The following is a 22,068-nucleotide window of genomic DNA, read 5'->3' on the forward strand; positions in this document are numbered from 1 at the left end:
AAAGTCGATATGAGTATATTTACACACATAGCGAGAAGTAATCGTTTAAGCAATTCCGGGGGCTGTTATCCCGATGCAATGGCTTATACTACAACGCTTGCTATTTTATTAGATAAACTAGCAAAGGTAGATGTTAAAACACGTTCTGCAATAACGGTTGTCGCGCTCTTTATGTGGTTAACAGGACACTGGCGTGACATTAATAAACCCAGTGACATTCCTGATTTTATGCGAGTTTCCGGCGCTAGCCTATGTCGTCAATATACGTTTCGTAACTACCATGACGGCACCGTATCGTGGGCAGAGTATGCGTGTCCATATATAGACAAAAATACAGCTGTCTACTTATGGCAGCCGATCCCCACATATCTAAATCAGCTTTTTCAAACGTTTATTAGCAAAAAAGCCTACGACAGTTCTTTTTTAACTCAAAAGTCCAAAACAATCTTATTCAAGTTAATGTCTACGGCTTGGAAAACACCTCACAAATTACAACACCTACGCCGTGTACGTAAAGATACCCTGCAAAGTTACTTTGTAAAATGCGCCAAAGCAGATAACACATTGGGTGCAATTGTTAGAACACAGCTTATCGGGGCCCAACAAGCTCATCATAGAAGTTCGGAATATTATCAACAACAAAGTAGTGATAATATACGCAGTAAAATATTTAAGGCGCATAACCGCTACTTATCAAGGCTTATAACTGCTGCAAGAAACGCTAATATTCATTCGTACTTTGTGGTTTATCTGAAAGAATTTTCATTTAACCTAATTAAAAAGGAGCCTGATAAGGCTAAGTATTTATTAGAAAAAGGCACTATAAAGCACACTGAACTCGACACCTCGCAGTACGGAATAAGCAAAGTGTATACTCCTGCAATTATGTTAGGAAGCAGTCGTTCGTTGCATGATAAAGATGTGAGTCGTTTTTTTAAATCACTTCAAAAAATGGTTAAAGATGCCAAAGAGAGTATTTATGTCAAAGATCCAAGGCAAAAATCATCATTAGCCAATCAAGCAGCACTTCGCGATTACTATAATAAAGCAACCTATCGTATTGCATTTCTCTATATTTTCCTTACTGGCGCAAGACCTACGCATGGTATTAGTATTTTATCAGGTTATTATTCAGGAGCTGATATTGCGTTCATTAAGGATAAAGGCCGCCTTAGACAACTCATCCTCTGTGATTATTTGCAGCAAGAAATTAAGCACTACTTATCACTTCAAACAGTTATTCGTTCGCAACTCAATATACATAGTGAACTAGATGAACTTTGGTATACATGTGATGAAAAAAATAAGCCAATAGCGCTAACGAGTTATAAGCTGACTTTGTTCATGGATCAACTATGGCCAAATGTTATCCCCTACCAACTACGTCATTTTTTTAGTCATTGTGCTGATAGTCACATGTTTTCAGGCAAGCTGTTTGATAACGATATTGATCGTCTCATGGGTCATGAAAATTTGGGGGAGCAAGTCGGCAGTGACACATTATCGCCAAGACGTTTTGCTGTGATGAAGGACTATTTAAACATGCTACCGCAGCGCATTGGTTTGGAGGCGTTTATTCATGTCTAAACAGCTTATAGAAAAGCAGACCAATAAAATAAATGATTATTTAGTAAATACCTGGCCACATAGTACATCTCTAAAAGCTATTTTATGGGTTTTGAATAACTTACTAATGGTGATGAGCATACAAACACCTCGTTTAGATGATACCGAACTAAATATAATAAATAAAAAAATTAATACTATTCCAACGGGGGAGCAACGAGTCTATCGAAAGGCACTTGAGGGCGTTCTTTTTTATTTAGGAAATGAACGCCAATGGCAACTGCCTGAAAAAATAAAACTAAATATAGCGGATACGAATCATCTATATTTTGAGGAGCTTACAAAAGGTACTGCGCATGCACAGCAAATATTTACTCGTTACCAACAACATAAAACGCATTTTTTTACGACAAGAGCGAAATTAACACCCTGTTTTGTTGCATTAATGATAGGGTTTGAAATCGCGCCTTTATCATTAGCCCATGTGTGTGCAATCTTAAATAACACAGATTCAATCACAGATGAAATACACAATCCGCGCCTTGCTGTAACGCATTTTGGATGTGGTAGTGATCAACCGCAAGTAACACATTACCATATTCCAATAATATGCTACCGACTATTACGTGATTATTATGCACAACCCCTTGAGCAAATAACGGTGGCGAAGTTACATAACCATTTAACTCTATGGTTAGAAGAAGAAGGATTATCAGGTGTTAAACAAGGTGAGTGGCCAAGACGTTTTCAAATAAGTTGGTACACTCGCTTTAAACTCCCGTTTATTTTTATAAAAGATTTAGCCTGTCCTGAGCGCCACGTCGGTATATCCCGCGACGTTACCTCATTCACAATAATGGCGGATGATATTTATGCTATTGACTGGTATGCCAAGTCGTTTGATTCAATAAAAAGCTCAAAAAGCAAACTGCGTTGGCCTCATGAAATGTTACTCAAAGATTCAAAAAACCTAGATGCTATAGAGCCCCCTTCATGGGATGTAGCTAATATTTTACCACGCATGTTATTTGATTATACCAAACATTTTATTGTGTACGGGGGCGTTAAAAAAGCAAATCTTGCCTTAGGATCAATTAAAAACTATACCTCACTCAAAAGTAGGCTTGAGCTCTTCCCTTTATCTTATGTTGATGCAATTGACGAAGAGGCGGTTAATGTATGGGCTAAGTGTGTTTATGAATCAATAGATTCCGATATAGTAAAGGTAACATTTTATAATTTCTTGCGATTTTTAAAGCACCAAGAGCAAACAGATACGCTCGATTTATCCCTGTTTAGTAGCCCGCTAATACCGCCTTCTGTGAGCCCTGCACGTTTAAGCGTTGAGGAATGTGACCACTTGATAAAAACACTTATCGACAATGGCACCCATCACCCTCTTCGTAGTCTATTCTGTGTAATAGCTACTTTACTCGGCTTTTACGCTATGCTGCGCCGCGGTGAAATTCTTAGATTACGCTTTAAGGATATTCGTTTTAAATCAAGTACTGGCCTTATAACAATTACCGTAACAAAGACCCCTGAAGGCAACGCTAAAAGCGATACCACTCGTAAGGTATACACTACACTTCCTAAGCGGTATCACCTGTTATTTAAACATCTACTCGAAGTAAAAGAGAGCGCCTCCTGCGAGCAGCCCTTGTTGGGGTTTGAAGGTGAGCAGTACTATTCACGACAGCTTTATTATTTATTACCTGTGTCACGTGCTTTACGGTGTTTATTTGGTAATCATCTTAATTTTCATCACCTTCGCCACAGTGGCGTACATCTATTTATGCTGCAAACACTGCACTGCTTAAATGATACACCTGATGAGCAACGAGGAAACCTCCCCCTTGCTCAAGAGGCGCTATCGAGAAAATCAGTGGCTACTCGCTATGATTATTGGTTTGAGGGGCGAAAGGTTAACGAAGTGAATGATGCCGCCTTTTTAGATGAAATGGGTAAACAAATTGGTCATATTCATTATGGCACTACACGCTGGTCATACTTGCATGACATAGATTGGCTACTGCCTATCATTAGCCCTACTCATTCACCGTATACACAGCGCGAATACACACACAACGAGCTGCGTTATTTACTTGGACTAAAGCCGGACTCTAATGATCTTTCTCGCATATTACTTAAGCTTAGTCCTGAATACGCCAACAAAACTCTAATGCAAAAGCGTAGTAAGCCAATAACGCTGAGTGATTGTGAGCTTAGAGAAGCTGTATTTGGTAAAGCTATTAAAACGAAGCAAGGGCCTTTAACAATTGATCACAATTTAGCGTGGGAAAAACTTCATGACAGTGAACACTCTATACACGGTTTCATATTTAAAGCCATGTTCAATAATAAAACGCTTGATCTCTATGCACTCAGTTTTATTTGGGCCAACGGTAGTAAACACCACATTAATCCGATGAGTAAAAAACAGCGCACAGCTTTGAAAAACTTACCTCCCGTCATACTTTCTAACGATAAACAATCATTGCAGATCACGCTTGCCTGCAACACTAAAAATGCCAGTGTGTACAACGCCGTATTTAAACATGAAGATTGGGGATGGCTCAGCAGCAAGTTTGTACTGTGTATTAATCGAAAAGTTAAGCCTAAGCGGCAACTAGTATTAATCAAAACACTGTTTGCTCATAAAAACGATACTATTGAAGTAAAAAAAATACCTAAAGGAGAAACGCTATTAACTATTTATTTGACACCCAAAGTAGCCCTTTCAGCCGATGTGCTCGAATATACCCAAAATTTTTTTCATTTATTGCAATCTAATGAGGCCCAACCATGATAATTGTTCTACCTCACAATAAAAGCAGCTTAATTAAAGATATTACGGATGGAATTGATCGTCGCCACGTCGGTAGCCTAGTAACTATATTAATAGATAAAGAAGGTTTTTCCTTTACGTTAATCGTAGGTCAAAACTCTTTAATTTCAGGTTGTACAATTAAACTGAGTACGCGTTCTACTCACTTAAAAAATGCACAATTTTCAATTGATAGTGCTTTCGCTAAACGGCTTCCACACTACTTTCCATTAGAAAAAGACATTGTATTTCACTTTAAAACGCTGTCATCAGGCACGTCGATTATAGAATTAATTCACGTTGATTCAGATAAAAATAAAGCGAAGTCGAACCAAGATAATCAAAGTAATAAAATAACCATTCGTATATGTGATTGCCAAGAGGCATCTGAGAAACATTTAACCCACTTTGAGGATATTAAACAACTGCCAACTAAAAAAATCCGTAAGGCAGCCATCGAACGTATGGTATATGAGATAAAAAAACTTCACCATGGTGATAATTTATCTGAAGTATTTGAGTATATTGAGATAGATGTAGAGAAGCAGGTTATAAAAGTACAAATAGCAGGCAGAGTAAGCGAAATCTTTTTACCAAAAGAGATTAACTTACCTATTTCTATCGTTATGACACAAGAAAGCTTTAATCAATTTGATAGCTTGTGCAAATCTATAAAGGATGATGAGATTGGTGTAGTTCAACAGGGCGAGTTGCTTATACTGCAAACAGCAGAAGGAGTTATAACCTGTTCATTGGCTGGTGCCGATGAGTTTCATGCAAAAGAACCAGAAGAGACACTTTCTTTAATAAGTATGATACTTAATTTAAAAATATTTAAAGATGAAGTTAACCACTGTGTTAATAACTATGTCACCATTAAGAAAGCGGATCAAGCCTATTTATATCTGGACAATAACAGGGCTGTAATTGCTATTCTGACAAGTCCATATAAATTCGCTAAACCGCTGCATCTAAAAGAAATTGACAATAAAAAAGAAGGTGCAATCTCCTCACTGTTCCGTTTTTCACCAAAAGATTTACTCAAAGTAAAAATCAAGAATTCCGTCAACGATTACGCAACTCAATTACAAGTGATACAACATTTAAATGGTGAACTTAAACTAGGCGTATTTTGTTCAGAAAATAATGGATTACCCTACCACACTATTTCTATTGAAAAAGATAATAGCCAACTCTCGGAAGTGGTAGCTATGCTTGAAAACTTGGATAAAACGCAATATTTACAGCAAAAAGGGCAGGGGGAGCTTGATGTTTGATTCCGATGTGAGTAAAAGGTAATGAGTATAAAAACTGGACAAATGTACAGTGCTTACTATATTTTAAGTGTGAAATTCTAATCAGTAGCGCGATTTTGTACTTAGTGTATGGTGTTAGCACAATTAGAAAAAATACCAATTCGCTTAATTTAGTAAGCTATTGTGAAGCAAGAAAACCGTGTCGAAAACAAGGCAAAAATTTTGTTATTTAGTGGTTCTAAATCAGAAATTTTTAACGCTGTTAGCGTCAGGTTTAATACTTCAAATTGATTACGTATTATTGCGGGTTGGTATCTTATAAGCAGTTGGGGTAAAGAGGCGACAACCTCCCTACCCCGTACCGGCTGCTCCGACTTTGAACCGACCCAGCCGATGGCTTAATTCTAACGAATTCCATTGGTGAGGGATAGATCTATTTATAGATCGACTAACTAATGGAGGCCATTATGGCTCACATTCGTATTCGTCCGAATGGACGTATTCAATTTGATTTACACCTTTACGGGCAACGCTTTCGTGAAGGCACTAAGCTCATGGCTACACCGGCCAATTTAAAAAAAGCTAATACCCTACTCAAAAAAATGAACGCGGAAATTGACTTAGAAACGTTTCAATACCGTGATTATTTTCCTGAGAGTAAAAAGGTGCCCAAATTTGAAGTGCTACAACGCACCAAGCATCCCGATCGCTTACATCCATTTTTTAATGATTATGCGAATGAGTGGTTTGATCGCCAAAAAGCAAAATGGAAAAACAGCTACCAAAGCGTGATGCGCAATACTCTCGATACGTATTTAATCCCTGAGTTTGGTAATATACTCGTCAGCGAAATTACACTGGCTAATGTTGATTATTTTCGTGAAAGCCTGACGATGATAAAAAAGAATGGCCGTCGAAAGCTTACGAATAAACGTATTAATGGCATTTTGTGGCCACTCATCGCGATTTTAAGTTTAGCGGCTGAAGAGCATGACTTCCCCTACCCAATGCGTCGATACAAAACATTAAAAGAAGAACGTGCTGACTCAAACCCGCTAACGGCTAATGAAGTACAATGCTTTTTAGAGACAGCACCTATTGAATGGAAAGATTACTTTAAAGTACGCTTTTGGACTGGGATGCGTAGCTGTGAGGTTCACGGCCTGCGCTGGGGAGATATAGATTTTAATCATCGTCTTATTCGTATTCGCCATAACTGGGTTAATGGTGAATTGTGTGATGTAAAAACCCCTAAATCACGCCGTGAATTAAAAATGTGCGATACACTGTACGCACTATTTAACCGCTTAAAAGACCTAGCTGATACTGAATTTGTATTTACCCACAATGGCAACCCACTCGATACTCACTTTGTGAGTAAAAAGCTTTGGTATCCAACATTAAATAAAGCAGGGCTGATACGTAGACGTCCTTATGAAACCCGTCATACGGCTGCTGTGCTGCATATTGCTGCGCACGAAAACCCGCTTTATATTTCACATATGTTAGGACATAGCGATACACGTTTACTGTTTGAAGTATATGCGCCTTATGTTGCTAATGCGTCAAGGCAGGATGGATTTGCGTTTAATGAAATGATGGTTGAGCGTGGGATTGCATGAAGCGTTTGATTAAAATGCTAAATAAAATTAGCTACATTTGAGCTTGCAAACTCGGGAATTAATAGTGCCATATAGCCAGTAATTTAAACCCCAATTATATACGTAACCCATAGATATATTTGAAGGTGAGATAGAAACCTCACCTTCTATAACCTATATATATTTCTACAATAACGCTTTTATTGCCGTAGCAATATGCTCAGCTTGCGCTTGAGATGCGACAGAATCAGTTGACTCGACCATAACACGGATCAATGGTTCAGTGCCTGATTTTCGTAGTAAAACACGGCCTGTATCAGCCAATAGTGTTTCAGCTTCTACTACTGCTTGCTTAACTGAATCAGTGTTTAAAATCTCATTCGCATTATTTTGTGATAAAAGCACATTGAGAAGTACCTGAGGTAATTTTTGCATACCTGCTGCGTAGTCTTTCAATGATTGCTTTTGCTGAATAAGCGCTGTTAATACCAATAAAGAAGCGACAATACCATCACCTGTGGTTGCATAATCTAAGTGTAGAATATGGCCTGAACCTTCACCACCAAGTTTCCAACCCGTATTTTTAAGCTGCTCTACAACATAGCGATCGCCTACTTTTGCGCGCTTGAACGGTATATCCATTTCCTTAAGCGCTAGCTCTAATCCCAGGTTAGACATCAGTGTGCCAACGACACCACCTTGCATTTTTCCTTGCAGCTTTGCTGATTTAGCTAAAATATAAAGGATTTGGTCACCGTCAATCACAGCGCCACTATCATCAACAAGCATTAATCTATCAGCATCACCATCAAGCGCAATACCTAAGTCTGCTTTATGTTCAAGCACAGCTGCTTGAAGGCTATCTAGATGTGTAGCACCACATTGCTCATTTATGTTTAAACCGTTTGGTTTATCGTTAATGCTAATAACCTCAGCACCCAGCTCTGCATAAACATTTGGTGCTATGTGATACGCAGCCCCATTTGCACTATCAACAACAATTTTTAAACCTTCAAGTGTTAAATCTTTAGCAAATATGCCTTTGCAAAACTCAATGTATCGTCCAGCAGCATCGTTAATGCGTCTTGCTTTACCCAAGCGTTCTGAGCTAACACACTGCATAGCGTTATTATTTAATGCTTGCTCAAGTAAAGCTTCAATTTCTAGCTCTTGCTCATCGTTTAACTTCGTACCAAAATTATTAAAAAATTTAATACCATTATCGTAATATGGATTATGTGATGCGCTAATAACAACTCCGGCATCCGCTCTAAAAGTTGATGCTAAATAAGCAACAGCAGGCGTTGGCATTGGGCCAACAAATGCTACATTAACACCCGCAGCAGAAAGCCCTGCTTCAATAGCTGACTCAAACATATAACCGCTATTACGTGTATCTTTACCTATTAATATCTCTTTTGTACCACTCGAGGCTAAGACTGTACCCGCGGCCCAGCCTAACTTCATTGCAAAATCAGGCGTAATAGGAAAAGTACCTACTTTACCTCTTACTCCATCTGTACCAAAATACTTACGTGGCATAATTATTCCTTTATAGATATTACGTGCGAAAATATACGCAATTCAAATTTGTTAGATTTATTTTTTAAAAAATAAAGCGATATTACAAAAAGCAAAAAGCGCGAGTTAAACTCACGCTTTAAGTTTTATTTGATAAAAAGCTAAACACGTAGCTTGAACTTACTTGAGTACAGAGTTAATCTTTTATCAAAAAATCTTACTCAGCTTAATCATTATTTATTATTCTGAACATTAGCTTGCAGCGAATAAATACACAAAAACCAGCTATAGACCAAAAATAAATTTAAAAACTACTTAGAGGCATACACTTTTTCAGGTAATCCTAACTTCCTACGGAAAAAATTTATAATTACACAATAGTTAGTAAGCACTAACAAATAACATGAGAATAAAATAACAAAACCATAAAACATAATATACTCAGGTATTAATAAGAGCTCACCCAACATACCGATTCCTGCAAATAAAGAAGCAATAAAACATATTAGCAATAATGTTTGTACAGGGCTGCAGCCCAAGCGTTGACATATATGGTGTAAGTGTTCACGATCAGGCTTAAACGGTGATTTACCCTGCTTAACTCGGCGGATCATTATTGCAGCCATATCCATTAATGGCACTGCAATTAACCATAAAGCTGTCACAGGGCGTATTAGAGGATTACCCTCCGTTTGGCTAGCACCTATGAGTAACCATATAACAATGAAACCGATCATCATACTTCCTGCATCACCCATAAATACTTTACGTTCGCGCCCTATAAGCCCTAAGTTCATAATAATGTAAGGCAACACACACACTACGAGTAATAAGCACAGATAACTTAAACTTTGCTCGCCGGAAAGAAATAGCAGCATACCTATACAAGCAAAAGTCACCATTGACAGACCACCTAATAAACCATCAATCCCATCCACCATATTAAAAGCATTTATACAGCCAAGCACTGCTAGCACCGTTACTAAGCTGCCAAACAGCCCTAGTTTTATAATACCAAATCCCAATAAGTTACCTAAGGTTAGTAGCTCTGCATTAGCAAAGTATATCATTGCGATAGAAATGAGCGCTTGTACCGACATACGTATCCGAACGCTTAAATCGAAGCGGTCATCTAACGCACCGACCGCAGTTAAACCACATATACAAAGCATAAATAAATTATCATGGGTAATCATATCAGGGTGTGAGTAAATGTAATGCACAATTGAAATACAAATAGCTACTCCCCCAACTAATGGGATATTTCCAGTGTGTAACTTTCTACCTGTAGGCTTATCAACTAAACCAATTTTACGAGCTACCTTGCGCATAAAAAACAATACTGCAAAGGCCATAAAGAAAGTTAAAAGTAGATCTAAAAACATAATTCTTCCTGAAAATAATAAAATAATCCGTTCAAATGAATTATTAGTTAGTGTTAACCAGACTATAAATTTTATGTAAATTGCTATTTAAAAAGAAAACACTTGCGTTAAATATATCTATTTAGCAGTTGTTGAGTAACACTTTTGCTTGATCTTCATTATATGGCCCTTCTTTTATTTCTAGCATTAGTGCCTGCTCCGATACACATTCTACGCTATGCACATCGCCCGATTTAAATTCAATGGCTTGAGAATCTTGTTCATCGCCAACCAAAAAAGAGCTTATTACTGAGCCATCTTTATGGTGCAGCATTACTTTTAATATCCCGCTTTGCACTATAAACATTTCCCATTGGTGCCCTAAAGCATGGTAGTGCGGCTCTACATAACTACCTTCAAGCAGTGCTATATATAGCCTTTGCACTTTATCATCAAAGCTAGCATATAAATTAAGGTGAGCTCTTTTTCTAGGGGAGTAACTAGCCTGCTCAAATAAAAGTTCGATATCTGATTGAGTTATTTTCCTCATTATCTCTCTTTTAATTTTTTAACAATCTTAGCAGCAATAGAAGTAACTGAAAATTCATTTTTCAACAACTCATATGCTCCATCGCCTAGCTGTTTACGTAAGCAGGGGTTTTCGTAAAGAGCTATAGCATTTTTCAATAGCTGTTCATCGTCGCCATTTTCGCTGATAAATCCAGCCCCTTTAGAATTAACTAGCGTTTGCAGGTCATTGCCGCTATTTACACTGCCTAAAATAGGCAACGACTGCACCATATAGCCTAATAACTTTCCTGGAAAATTATGCGCAGTATGCTTGGCTGATAAAGAAAATAGCCCAATGTCAATGTCGGCTAATATGCGTTTAAACTCATTTTGGTTAACCGAAGACAAATAAGTATAATTTGTTAACTGCCACTGTTGCGATAGACTGTTAATTAACTCAACTTCGTCGCCTTGTCCAATAAACAAAAAATGTGCCTGGGTACAATGCTGCATGTTTTTAGCTAAGCGCATTAAATTTGCCATATCTTGCGCATGGCCAATGTTGCCACCATAAAAGTAAATAACTTTATTTTCTAATTGTAGGTCAGTACGAATAGAATTAACGCTGACATCAATATTTACGGGTGTTGTATCGGCCCAGTTACGCAAAATTTCGGTAGGATAATCAGTACGGTTACTTTGACTAAATACTTCTCTATTTTTTTCTGACATTAAGCCAATGGTGTTTGCAGCCTGATATGAATACTGTTCAAAAAACTTAAAATAGCACGCTATTAAAGAGTTTTTATTTAACATGCCAGCATCGATTACCCATTGTGGAAATAGGTCACGTAACACTAAGTAAGAGGAGCAGTTACAGCGCTGCTTAATTTTATTAACTAACCCACCAAAAAATATTGAAGGAGAGTAATAAATTACGCCATCAAAGGTGTGCTCGTTTACATGTTGTTTAATAGCCGACCAAGCTCTAAACGAGAGTAAGGTTTCGTTTAGCGCTCGCGTTACTTTGCTTACATCTTTGATAGGGCCAGAACTAAAACGCCAAACGTTTACACCGTCTATAATTTGCTCAGTAAATTTTTGTGACTGCCCTACTGCTGGGGTAATTACTGTTACAGTATGCCCACTTGCCATGAGCTCCAGTGCCAGCTCATGAAACATTTTAGCACCCACTCGGGTGCTGTCTGGCAAGTAGTCATCAATGATTAAAGCAAGTTTCATTAATATTTTTTCCACACCACTCTATTTACATAGTCGGTATAACTAATAATAGTACGCAACACCTTGTCTGACACATTAGGGGCAATGTAGTTTTGCACTTTATTAATAAGCCTGTTCTCGCCACGAGGTTGTTTATCTAGGATTTCTAGAGCTTGTAGAACCCTCTCTACATTCATTCCAGTAAACATAACCGCACCCTCTTCAAAGCCTTCAGGCCGCTCTTGTGCATCTCTAATATTAATGGCCGGAAAGTTTAAAATAGACGACTCTTCAGTAATAGTACCGCTATCACTTAACACAACCTTCGCTTCCATTTGAAGTTTCACATAATCACTAAACCCAAGTGGTTTTAACAACTTAACCAAGGGATGAAACTCAAGATTAAGTAGGTCAATTTTCTTTCTAGTACGTGGGTGTGTCGATACAATAATAGGGTGCTGGTATTTTTCTGCAATGGCATTCAAGGCTTTTACATAGCTGTAAATGTTTGTCTCAGAGTCTACATTTTCTTCTCTGTGAACGCTGACTACAAAGTATTCACCCGATGTTAACCCCAGTGTGCTTAATATTTCGGCATTGGCAATTTTATCTGCGTAGCGATTAAGCACTTCGTCCATTGGACTGCCTGTTTTAACAATTAGATCGGGTTTTAAACCTTCGGCTAATAAGTACTCGCGCGCTATATCGGTGTAAGGCATGTTAACGTCAGAAATATGATCAACTATTTTACGGTTGATCTCTTCTGGTACGCGCATGTCAAAACAACGGTTTCCTGCTTCCATATGAAATATTGGAATTTTTTTACGTTTAGCCGGAATAGCCGCCATTGCACTGTTAGTGTCACCTAGTATTAAAATTGCATCAGGCTGAACATCGGCAAACATTGCGTCGGCTTTGCTAATAACTTGCGCCATAGTTTCGGCGGCTGTAGCACCAGCACATTCTAAAAATATATCAGGTGCACGAATACCTAGGTCTTCAAAAAATATTTGATTTAGTTCGTAATCATAGTTTTGCCCAGTATGCACTAATACGTGCTCACAAAACTCATCTAGCTTTGCAATGGTGCATGACAACCTAATAATCTCTGGACGAGTACCTACAACTGTAACAACCTTTAACCTTTTCATGCTTTATACCTATTAACGTAATCCGTATGCATATATTCAACAAGTTCGCTCCACGCCGGTGGTTTAAACTTAGTTAACTGCCTAAATTCATCTGATTTTAGAGAGCGATCTATAACCAGTTCTTGCGACTCTTCAATAGTGATTTTCCTTTGGTATTGCTCTGCAATCAACTTTAAGAGCGTATATTTATCAATGGGGTCTACCGATAAGTGCAATAACCCTGCAACCTCTGGGTTGGGTAAAATATATTCCATCAATAGCTTGGCTACATAACATGTAGGCAAGCCAGAGAACACAGCTTTAGAAAAGCCTTTAGTGCTTTCACTTTGTGATAAAAACCAATCAACCAAACTTACTGCAGAAGTGAGCTCGTGTCCTATAATAGAGGTCCTTAAGGTTAAGTGCTTACCATAGCTCACTTCACCTAAACATTTAGATTTACCGTATAAATCGCGCGCATCGGGTAACGAATCTTCGTTATATAAACCTGCATCGCCGGTAAATACACAATCGGTTGAAAAGTGAATCAATTTGGCATTCATTTGATCACAAATATTAGCTAACTCATGCGGGAGCAATGCATTAATTTTAACAGCATCGATATGTTGCTTTGAAATACCATGCTGCTTAATTAAACCTACACAGTTAATTACTACATCAGGCGCTACGGTTTCGATTGCGCCCTTTAATGAGCTAATATCGTAGGCGTCAACCCCGGTAATTAATTGCTGCTGTACATTGGTAAAAAACGACTCTTTACCTGCAATACTTCGCACAGTGCCAAATACTGACAAATTAGCGTGTTCATTTAAGTTGCTAAACAGACTGTAACCTAGCATGCCTGTAGCGCCTAAAATTAATACTTTCATACTTAAACGCCCTCTGGAACAAAGATGTTGCCAGATTCAATTTCACGCATAAAATCAAGCTTACGAAGCAATTGCTTCATTCCTTCAACATCTAAACGTTCAGTATTGTGCGAGTTGTAATCTTCCACTTTAGATAAGTCTGCATCACCTTCCTCAAAGAACTTTGAATAGTTTAAATCTCTATTATCTGCCGGCACTCTAAAATACTCCCCCTGCTCTTGAGCAACAAACATTTCTTCGCGACTACATAAGGCTTCAAACAGCTTTTCACCGTGGCGAGTACCTATTACGTTTACAACATGTTCTGGCTTTGCAAGCATTTCAAGTAAAGCACTAACTAACACCTCAATGGTTGCCGCTGGTGCTTTTTGTACAAAAATGTCGCCATTTTTCCCATTTTCGAAAGCATGCAATACTAAGTCAACCGCGTCGTCTAAAGTCATCATAAAACGGGTCATCGTAGGATCAGTGATAGTGATTGGCTCGTTATTAACTACTTGGCGAATAAATAAAGGAATAACCGAGCCACGCGATGCCATTACATTACCATAACGCGTACAACATATTGTGGTGTTGGTGTGTTCTAAGTTACGGCTTTTAGCAACGATCACTTTTTCCATCATTGCTTTTGAAATGCCCATTGCATTAATTGGGTATACCGCTTTATCGGTGCTCAAACACACTACGCGTTCAACATTATTAGCAATGGCGGCTTCAAGCACGTTTTCTGTACCTAATACGTTAGTTTTTACAGCTTCTAATGGATAAAATTCACATGAAGGAACTTGCTTTAAAGCTGCTGCATGGTATACATAATCAACGCCACGCATTGCAGTATTAATGCTTTGGCTATCGCGTACGTCACCAATGTAAAACTTTAATTTGCCTGAATTATAGTGCTTACGCATATCATCTTGCTTTTTTTCATCACGTGAAAAAACACGAACTTCTTTAATATCGGTGTTTAAAAAGCGACGCAATACAGCATTACCAAAAGAACCTGTACCGCCCGTTATTAATAAAACTTTTCCTTTAAACATAATTTTACCTATTAAAAATCCCAATTTCCTATCAAGTATTTTTTACATTTTTTATGATCAAACTCATATTTTGTAGCAGAAACAAACCGATCAAAAAAATTATCAACAGAATCAAATTGGAATACTCCATTTAATTCACCAAAAACTTCATATATACCTAGTAAATAGTCACTTTTAAAGACTAGAGCTGGTATATTTAACTGAATAGCTTCGAATATAGGGAGACAGACGGTTTCTAAGGTTGATGTAATCAACACACAGTCTGACTGCCGGATTGCTTCAATAAAATCATGCCTAGTAAGCTCTCCGATAAAAATGATATTTGGATAAATATCTAAAACTAGTTCTGCGCATGTTACATTAAACTGAATGTCGGGGTTGGCAGATGCCAAACTTACCACTAAGTCAAAATTTTTATGCTTTTCCTCAATATTACAGATTGGTACAAGTACTTTATTATTTCCTGACAACTTCAACCTTGAAACTTTTAAAGCGTCAAACTGACTGGGGAGAACAGGACAAAAACCTGGCCAGCATATCTCGTATGAATATAAATTCCCAAAGGTTTTAGCGAACATTTTTTTTACATATGGAGTTTGAAAAATAAAAAGCTCACTGTCATTTCTAAAGTAATGCAAAATAAAATTCAAAACTTTATATTTAAAAGATTTTGGATTTAAAATTAATACATTATGAAAGTAAGTAACTTTTTTATTTACATGAAAAATAGTGTTTACATTTGAAAAGCTAATAATTTTATCACAGCGATGCCATTGACAATAAAACCAACTAAGAAAAATGTTAAACATTAAACTGAAAAAACCCTTTGTTTCATATTTAATCCAACGGCAATTTAAAGGAGGTTCGTTCGGCTTTAATGGAGAGAATATTATATAAAAATTATCATTATCATTTTTCTTAGCTGAACAATAACTATTAAGAATAGTCAAGGCTCCACCTTTTTTAGCTGAGGTCGCATTAATGAAAACCCTATTCATAAACTACCTTTGTTAAATGAAAAGTATATATTTTTAAGAAAAATAATAATATTACGAACTAAATTATTCAACTTTCTTCCTGAAAACCGCTCTTGTATTTCAGTTTTGTTACGCAACACCCTTGCGTAGTCTTCTTTCAATCCAGGGTACGCGCCACCATTAGTATTTATTTTGGATATTAATACGCTCAATCCACTAGGAGCTGTACTACTAATCGCATTCGCATGCACTCTATAAGAAAGAACTATGTCTTTTATAACCTCAACTTTACCATACTGTATAATTTCAACCCACAGTAAGTAATCTTCAATATATTTGTCTATCACCTGACTATAACCAACTGTTTTTAAATAAATATCTTTCTTAAACATTACTGTTGGGTGGTAAATTATATTTCCACTTCTAAGTTTATTTCTTATAGCTTTATTTATAGTGGGTGATGTACTGACACCTAACAAATTATTTTCATCATCTATATATCGAACATTTCCCCCTACCAATACAAGTTCTTGATCATTTTTGAATCTATTATATTGTAATTCAAGTCTATTTTTCTCACTAATATCATCTGCATCCATTCTTGCAATCAAATTTGATTTAGCTAAAAAAACTAATTCTCTTAAAGTATATGCTAAGCCTTTATTTTCGCGAGACAAATAGCGTAACCTTAAATCAGTAAAGGATTTTATAATAGAGTCTGTCTGATCGGTTGAACCATCATTAATTATAATTAACTCGAAGTTTAAAAACGTTTGATTTAATATACTAGAAATAGCTTCATGTATATAATCCTGCCCATTATAGACTGGCAGGATAACACTTATCCTTGGCTCTTGTTTCATAAAGTACGCACCTCCCTAAATATAACTTGATTTTTATTTCTAAGTAAAATCGACAATATCCAGTACCATGAAAATGAATAAATAATGTAATAAATAATGTTAGGAACACTAACAAAGAAGCCTATTCTATACATACTGTAAATTTGAGTAATCAAATACAGATTCAAAATAATACCTAGAAAATTTAATTTTTCTGAAACTTTATGAATCCCCCAAAAAAAAGCACATACTATAAAAGGAAATAAATAATAGATTAGAGTTGAGTCTAATGCATAAATTTCAGATAGCATCGAACCACCCAAACCAAATTCAAATTGACTTTCCGCATCTAAAATATCTCTGAATGAGCTTATACTATCTGCATAAAGCCCACTGAAAACACCTGGTCTAAAAAAATTAGATATAACTTCAAATAAGAAAGGGAGCGACTCAACTTTAACATTACTCTCCATTACTATAAAAGATGACATTGTTGTGTTTAAAGCCTCTTTAGGCATCAATGTTATTAAAATAGAATCGTACGCGGCTAACTCACCCCAAGCAAAAAGGCCTCGTACAAACTCAATCGAGATAAGCAATATAGAACAAATAAATACGGTTAGATTTGGGGGTTTTCTTCCGACAGCGACCCAATTAAAAACAAAGCCTAATAAACAAAAGAGCAATAAACTACGACTAGTTGTTAAAATATCAAAAAAAACAAATGGGATAAGTAAAAACAATAAATGAGGCTTACCTTCTTTAATTACTGAATAGGTGACCGCCGAAATGACCATATACGAAAAAGTAACAAACTTATACTGACTATTAAAATCAGCCCAATAATCTGCTGAGACTCTCCGACTTTGCCATAAAGAAATAATAGAGGGAGAAGTTATAAGAAAAAGTAATAAATAAATAAAAACAAAAAGAAGCCAAACTTTAATTATAAATTTTGTATTAACATTTAAGAGCCTTATCGTTTTAACATTCTCTTTTTTGAACAAAATAAAGAGTGAGAAAAAAAAGAAAACATACCCATTATATATTACATAGTTTAAGTTTTTTAAAATTGTTATATCATTTGCATTTGAAGGATTATATTCAAAATAATAAAAGATCAAAGACGGCAATAAACAATAAATAATAAATAATACGATAAAATAAAAAAATGGATTTAGCCAAACAGCTACATTTCTCTTGACGAAAGCAAATATGATAACTGTAAAAATTAATCCCAAAATAATCATTTAAATTCCTAAACTAACTTTTACACAAATCAAAGGCACTCTATTGCCCCAAAGAAAGCCTCAACATTAGAAATAGCATCTTTATCAAATGCTACAAAGCTTTCAGAGTATCTCTCACCAGAGCTGTAAGTATCCAAATTCACTCTTAGAGCTTCAAGCTCAGTTATAATATTTTTTTCTAAGAACTCATATGCATCTCGATAAAAACCTCTGTCCGAATTATTATATAAATCCAAATCATTTGCCGTAAACAATACAGACTTCCCGACTAGAAAAAAATCAAAGCATATCGATGAAAAGTCTGTGATAAGCAATTCATATTCATCTAGTTTCAAATTACCACCCGAAACACTAGTGTATTGTATATTATCTTTCACCATGTAATTTGACGCTGGGTGGATTGAAATATCTAATTTTAACTTTTTAATTTTACAAAAATTATATACTTCAGTTATGATCGCATCATTAAATTCATAATTTAACTCAACCCCACAACTTCTCCAAGTCGGAGCGAATAAAACCTTATAAGCCTTAGTGGAAGATTCCGTTTTATACTTATCTAATATGCTAATATTTCTTGGGGAGAACGCTTTTATCATTTTTTTAGGCTTAAAGGCTGTTTCATAAATTTTTCTTTCGTATTCAGATGAATAAAAAACCACATCAGATATGACATTTGTTGCTGGATATATTAAGTGCGAACATAAATAAGAAAATTTACTCGTTGGGTTAAATACTTTTGATAACGGCCCCTTCACTATATCGTGTTCTATTTTCTTTAAAGGGATACCATGCCATAAATTAATTTTAATAGCCCCTCCTGATGTCCAAAAGTTAATATCACTTATATAACAAGAGTAAATATACTTTTTAGATATCAACTGGTATAAAATCCCCTTTATTGAATATCGTAATTCACACTTATACCCATCTGAGATTAGCTTTCGCCTCAAATCTTTAGAACCAGTAATCCATACACAAATGAAATTATTTTTTTTTGAAGCAAACTCAAAAAGTATTTGACTACTATCACTATATTTATCGCCAAACCCACCGAAACACCAAACCTTGTCGCATTTTGGTATTAGGAATGAAAAAATATAAATAGGTCCTAACAAAAACCACTTAAATATCGACTTTATAATCATTATAAACAAACGTAACCTACAATTTTAAAATAGCTAACAGAATTGAGTTAATTATATTAACTTTTATATGATCCTGACTACCTGTATTAGCGATGCTTTAAATACAAAATTACTCTAGAAAACATAACTAAAGTTTCAGTAAAAAGTACTGTAAGCACAATAGAGAGAGCGGAAAATAAATCGGAAATATAAAGTAAAAATAAGAATACAGATTGGATTGCAGCCCCAAACACGACAGTTTTATTCGCAATACTGACCTTTCCGATACTAGCAAATGCTGGATAACCCAAAATTACTGAAATAAAATTAACAATCGTTACAATTAGAAATATCTGTAATAACTGCCCTGCGTCGTAAAATTTAGGCCCAAAAATAAAAGACATAATTTCTGAAGCCCAAACTCCCGTAATAACAGCAATTAATGAAAGCGGTATTCCGACCAGTCCGAGAATTAGAAATATTAATCTTCGGTCTCCATTTTTAGCCATATATGGAAATAGAGCCTGGGCTATCGGACCTGTAACGCTTTGAGATGCTAGAAATAACTTTTCACTAGCGCCGTAAATAGCAGCTTGTTGCGTTCCAGAAAAAACACCAACTAAAAATGTGCTCGCTGATGTATAAAGCGCAACTGAAGCCCTAGATATAAAAAATGGAACGCTATTAGAAAAAACTCTAACCAAGCTGATTTTTTTCGGCCAACAAACCCTATAACCTGATAAGTAGATACAACGAAAGGCTATTGATAAAGCAAAAAAATTACTTATAGCATAGATAAACATTATTTCTTCTGGTAATGACTCTTTGTCAATTAAAAGGAATATCAACACTACGAATAAAATTTTTGAAAAGAGCATATAAATAGTTATATTCTTCATTTTTTCAATACCTTGAAAAAACCACGTCGGAAAAAATGTTTGGGCTGCAATATTAAATATAATTGATAAAACAAACATTCCGTCTATCGAGCCGAAAAATATATTATAGAAAAAAATTAGTATACATAAAGCTAATACTAATAGTATTTTTAATATAAAAATAGCTCCTATATATTGCGATATGTATTTTCTATATTTTCTTTTCTTAGAAACATGATAAGTGGCAGATAAATTAAAACCAAAGTCTGTAAATACTAAAGCCATCGAGCATGCGGAAATTGCAAGCATAACTAAACCAAAATTTTCTAGACTTAGCATGCGTGTAAGATACGGAAAAACTAATAAAGGGGCCACTACAGCAAAGAGCTGAAGAAAAATAAGTGCAAACGAATTTTTTGTAACACTGTGTTCTAGCAAACGCCTAAGTCTCAAACCCACTTGTTCGTCCTAGCTTTATAGATTGGTAAATGTTTACAGCTACTTTAGCACTATAACTTAACATTAAAGGCTACCGATGACCCTCCCCATTTTCAAAAATGAGTAAAGTAAATATTTCGGGTGAAAAGAATAACTATACCTAGTAGCAAAAATTAATCTTTATCTATCAGATAAACTTCTAACAATAGATATAACCTCATGCAATGATTTTTCAACCCGATCAAGTTCTTTGTAATCTATTTTTGATAATGCACATTTTATTTCTGTTGTAGAAATATCTGCCGTTCTTGACAAGTAAATCACCTCACAAATATCCTTCAGATTATCAAACTTGCCTTGCCAGTCATCACCTATAGAGAAAATATCGGCATCATATCTAATTATATCCCCCCTTTTTTGATCCCAGTCGTTTTCAGGGAAAACCTCATCTACATATTTACAACTAGATACTATTTCAGCTCTTTCCTCGTATGAATAAAAGGATATCTTACCTTTAACCTTATTAAATTCATCTGATGAAATACCAACTATAAGCCTACCGCCTAGCTCTTTTAGACGCTTTAAAAGCCGAATGTGACCTACATGGAATAAATCAAATGTTCCATATGTAATTACTGTTTTCACTTAAACCTCTTTTTATCACTCTAATCTTACAAATAAAGATATTGGATCACACCTTGAATAGGATTTAGTTTTTGGTATTTCTCAAAAATTTAAACTTCAATTTTTTATTTAAAGTTACAGCTGAGATTAATTTCAATTACAGAGCTCAGTTATTGAGCTACAGCCTGAGACACTTTTTTCTAAAATGAGACAGTCGTTTTTAACTATCTCATTGTAATTGCTTGTTTTTGTACTTTTTATAAAAAGTGCCCAATAGGCCCCATTACTTTTTTCAACTAGTCGAATACGCGGTTCATTTATAGCGTATTGTTTAACAATAGCAACCGTATTATCTTTAGAGACATCATCAGTAATTAACAACTCCCAGTTTTGGTATGTTTGTGATAGTACTGAATTAATGCTTTCCTCTATAAACCTCTCTGCGTTATATGAAGGCATTATTATAGAAACTAATTCTTGCATTTAACGCCCCATACCAAAAATGACCACTTTGATAGTCTTAATCATAATTTTTAAATCAACAAAAGTACTATGGTGCTTAATGTAGTGAATGTCATNACGCATTAATGTAAATGGGTCTTTTTCACTACGAACATGTTTAAGTGCAGACAAGTTTAATACATAATCATATTGGCCATCTGCTTTTATAAATGCATCATACTCAACTGAGCCAATATCAAGTGCGAATGTTTGAAAGTCACCCTCTATATAACCAAACGAGCTACGAACATCGCGAACCAACTCAACCATGTTATTTTCACTAATATCAATAACATGAAGCTTTTTTGGATTACGTTTGAAAATTTCTTTTGTTACGGCTTGGCCTATTGAGCCTGCTCCACCTAGTACAAGAAATTTTGAATTTGAGACTATTTCAGATAATTTCAGCTCGTTAATTGCTATGTCACTTTTAAATAAAAGTTCTGTTCGTCCAATTAGCTTAAGTATGTTTTCCATCATGGTTCGCTTATTTCTTGTATTTTAG

18 protein-coding genes and 1 pseudogene are annotated in these 22,068 nt (G+C 35.7%); 4 read left to right on the forward strand and 15 right to left on the reverse strand.

The genetic code is table 11. The annotated features are described in order from the left end of the window. Nucleotides 1-9: 9 nt before the first annotated feature. From I6E70_RS01435 to I6E70_RS01450, 4 genes are all read left to right on the forward strand, one after another. Nucleotides 10-1,587, forward strand: a complete 1,578-nt coding sequence (locus tag I6E70_RS01435; protein WP_197187863.1) for a hypothetical protein — start codon at nucleotides 10-12, stop codon at nucleotides 1,585-1,587. Beyond that, entirely contained in the window at nucleotides 1,580-4,375 is a 2,796-nt protein-coding gene (locus I6E70_RS01440; protein WP_197187864.1) for a site-specific integrase, read from the forward strand. Before I6E70_RS01435 ends, I6E70_RS01440 begins: the two co-directional genes overlap by 8 nt. Continuing rightward, nucleotides 4,372-5,670, forward strand: a complete 1,299-nt coding sequence (locus I6E70_RS01445; RefSeq protein WP_197187865.1) for a hypothetical protein — start codon at nucleotides 4,372-4,374, stop codon at nucleotides 5,668-5,670. Before I6E70_RS01440 ends, I6E70_RS01445 begins: the two co-directional genes overlap by 4 nt. A gap of 446 nt (nucleotides 5,671-6,116) precedes the next feature. Further along, complete coding sequence (locus tag I6E70_RS01450) at nucleotides 6,117-7,271, forward strand: Arm DNA-binding domain-containing protein (RefSeq protein WP_197187866.1); 1,155 nt, start codon at nucleotides 6,117-6,119, stop codon at nucleotides 7,269-7,271. A gap of 165 nt (nucleotides 7,272-7,436) precedes the next feature. Here I6E70_RS01450 and glmM read toward each other — a convergent pair whose 3' ends face one another. From glmM to I6E70_RS01530, 15 genes and pseudogenes are all read right to left on the reverse strand, one after another. Then, nucleotides 7,437-8,792: a phosphoglucosamine mutase gene (gene glmM / locus I6E70_RS01455; protein ID WP_197187867.1), complete on the reverse strand. Its 1,356-nt coding sequence runs from the start codon at nucleotides 8,790-8,792 to the stop codon at nucleotides 7,437-7,439. 290 nt (nucleotides 8,793-9,082) lie between these two features. Continuing rightward, nucleotides 9,083-10,156: a UDP-N-acetylglucosamine--undecaprenyl-phosphate N-acetylglucosaminephosphotransferase gene (gene wecA / locus I6E70_RS01460; protein WP_197187868.1), complete on the reverse strand. Its 1,074-nt coding sequence runs from the start codon at nucleotides 10,154-10,156 to the stop codon at nucleotides 9,083-9,085. A gap of 121 nt (nucleotides 10,157-10,277) precedes the next feature. Next, nucleotides 10,278-10,685, reverse strand: coding sequence for a WbuC family cupin fold metalloprotein (locus I6E70_RS01465; protein WP_197187869.1), 408 nt, complete (start codon nucleotides 10,683-10,685; stop codon nucleotides 10,278-10,280). Further along, entirely contained in the window at nucleotides 10,685-11,887 is a 1,203-nt protein-coding gene (locus tag I6E70_RS01470; protein ID WP_197187870.1) for a glycosyltransferase family 4 protein, read from the reverse strand. The genes I6E70_RS01465 and I6E70_RS01470 overlap by 1 nt, the downstream gene beginning before the upstream one ends. Beyond that, on the reverse strand, nucleotides 11,887-13,017 hold the full coding sequence (gene wecB, locus I6E70_RS01475) for a non-hydrolyzing UDP-N-acetylglucosamine 2-epimerase (protein WP_197187871.1): 1,131 nt from the start codon (nucleotides 13,015-13,017) through the stop codon (nucleotides 11,887-11,889). The genes I6E70_RS01470 and wecB overlap by 1 nt, the downstream gene beginning before the upstream one ends. After that, the gene (locus I6E70_RS01480; RefSeq protein ID WP_197187872.1) at nucleotides 13,014-13,886 is read right to left on the reverse strand and encodes a dTDP-4-dehydrorhamnose reductase family protein; all 873 of its coding nucleotides are present in this window, start codon (nucleotides 13,884-13,886) and stop codon (nucleotides 13,014-13,016) included. Before I6E70_RS01480 ends, wecB begins: the two co-directional genes overlap by 4 nt. 2 nt (nucleotides 13,887-13,888) lie before the next feature. Continuing rightward, complete coding sequence (locus I6E70_RS01485) at nucleotides 13,889-14,926, reverse strand: polysaccharide biosynthesis protein (RefSeq protein WP_197187873.1); 1,038 nt, start codon at nucleotides 14,924-14,926, stop codon at nucleotides 13,889-13,891. A gap of 11 nt (nucleotides 14,927-14,937) precedes the next feature. Further along, a complete protein-coding gene (locus I6E70_RS01490; protein WP_197187874.1) occupies nucleotides 14,938-15,924 on the reverse strand; it encodes a glycosyltransferase in 987 nt (328 codons plus the stop codon). Next, nucleotides 15,921-16,766: a glycosyltransferase gene (locus tag I6E70_RS01495; RefSeq protein ID WP_197187875.1), complete on the reverse strand. Its 846-nt coding sequence runs from the start codon at nucleotides 16,764-16,766 to the stop codon at nucleotides 15,921-15,923. The genes I6E70_RS01490 and I6E70_RS01495 overlap by 4 nt, the downstream gene beginning before the upstream one ends. Further along, nucleotides 16,763-17,995 carry an O-antigen polymerase gene (locus I6E70_RS01500; protein WP_197187876.1) on the reverse strand — a complete coding sequence of 411 codons (1,233 nt, stop codon included), beginning with the start codon at nucleotides 17,993-17,995 and terminating at the stop codon, nucleotides 16,763-16,765. Before I6E70_RS01500 ends, I6E70_RS01495 begins: the two co-directional genes overlap by 4 nt. 29 nt (nucleotides 17,996-18,024) lie before the next feature. Further along, entirely contained in the window at nucleotides 18,025-19,113 is a 1,089-nt protein-coding gene (locus I6E70_RS01505; RefSeq protein ID WP_197187877.1) for a CDP-glycerol glycerophosphotransferase family protein, read from the reverse strand. A 116-nt stretch (nucleotides 19,114-19,229) separates the two neighbouring features. Then, entirely contained in the window at nucleotides 19,230-20,459 is a 1,230-nt protein-coding gene (locus I6E70_RS01510; protein WP_197187878.1) for an oligosaccharide flippase family protein, read from the reverse strand. Between the two features lie 159 nt (nucleotides 20,460-20,618). Continuing rightward, nucleotides 20,619-21,083 carry an adenylyltransferase/cytidyltransferase family protein gene (locus I6E70_RS01515; protein WP_197187879.1) on the reverse strand — a complete coding sequence of 155 codons (465 nt, stop codon included), beginning with the start codon at nucleotides 21,081-21,083 and terminating at the stop codon, nucleotides 20,619-20,621. A 132-nt stretch (nucleotides 21,084-21,215) separates the two neighbouring features. Beyond that, on the reverse strand, nucleotides 21,216-21,545 hold the full coding sequence (locus I6E70_RS20595; protein ID WP_231620023.1) for a glycosyltransferase family 2 protein: 330 nt from the start codon (nucleotides 21,543-21,545) through the stop codon (nucleotides 21,216-21,218). 96 nt (nucleotides 21,546-21,641) lie between these two features. Continuing rightward, nucleotides 21,642-22,040 (reverse strand): annotated as a pseudogene (locus tag I6E70_RS01530) (polysaccharide biosynthesis protein); the annotation flags it as partial. Nucleotides 22,041-22,068: the final 28 nt, after the last annotated feature.

This window comes from Pseudoalteromonas sp. NGC95, from assembly GCF_015864705.1.
GTDB classification, from domain to species: domain Bacteria; phylum Pseudomonadota; class Gammaproteobacteria; order Enterobacterales; family Alteromonadaceae; genus Pseudoalteromonas; species Pseudoalteromonas arctica.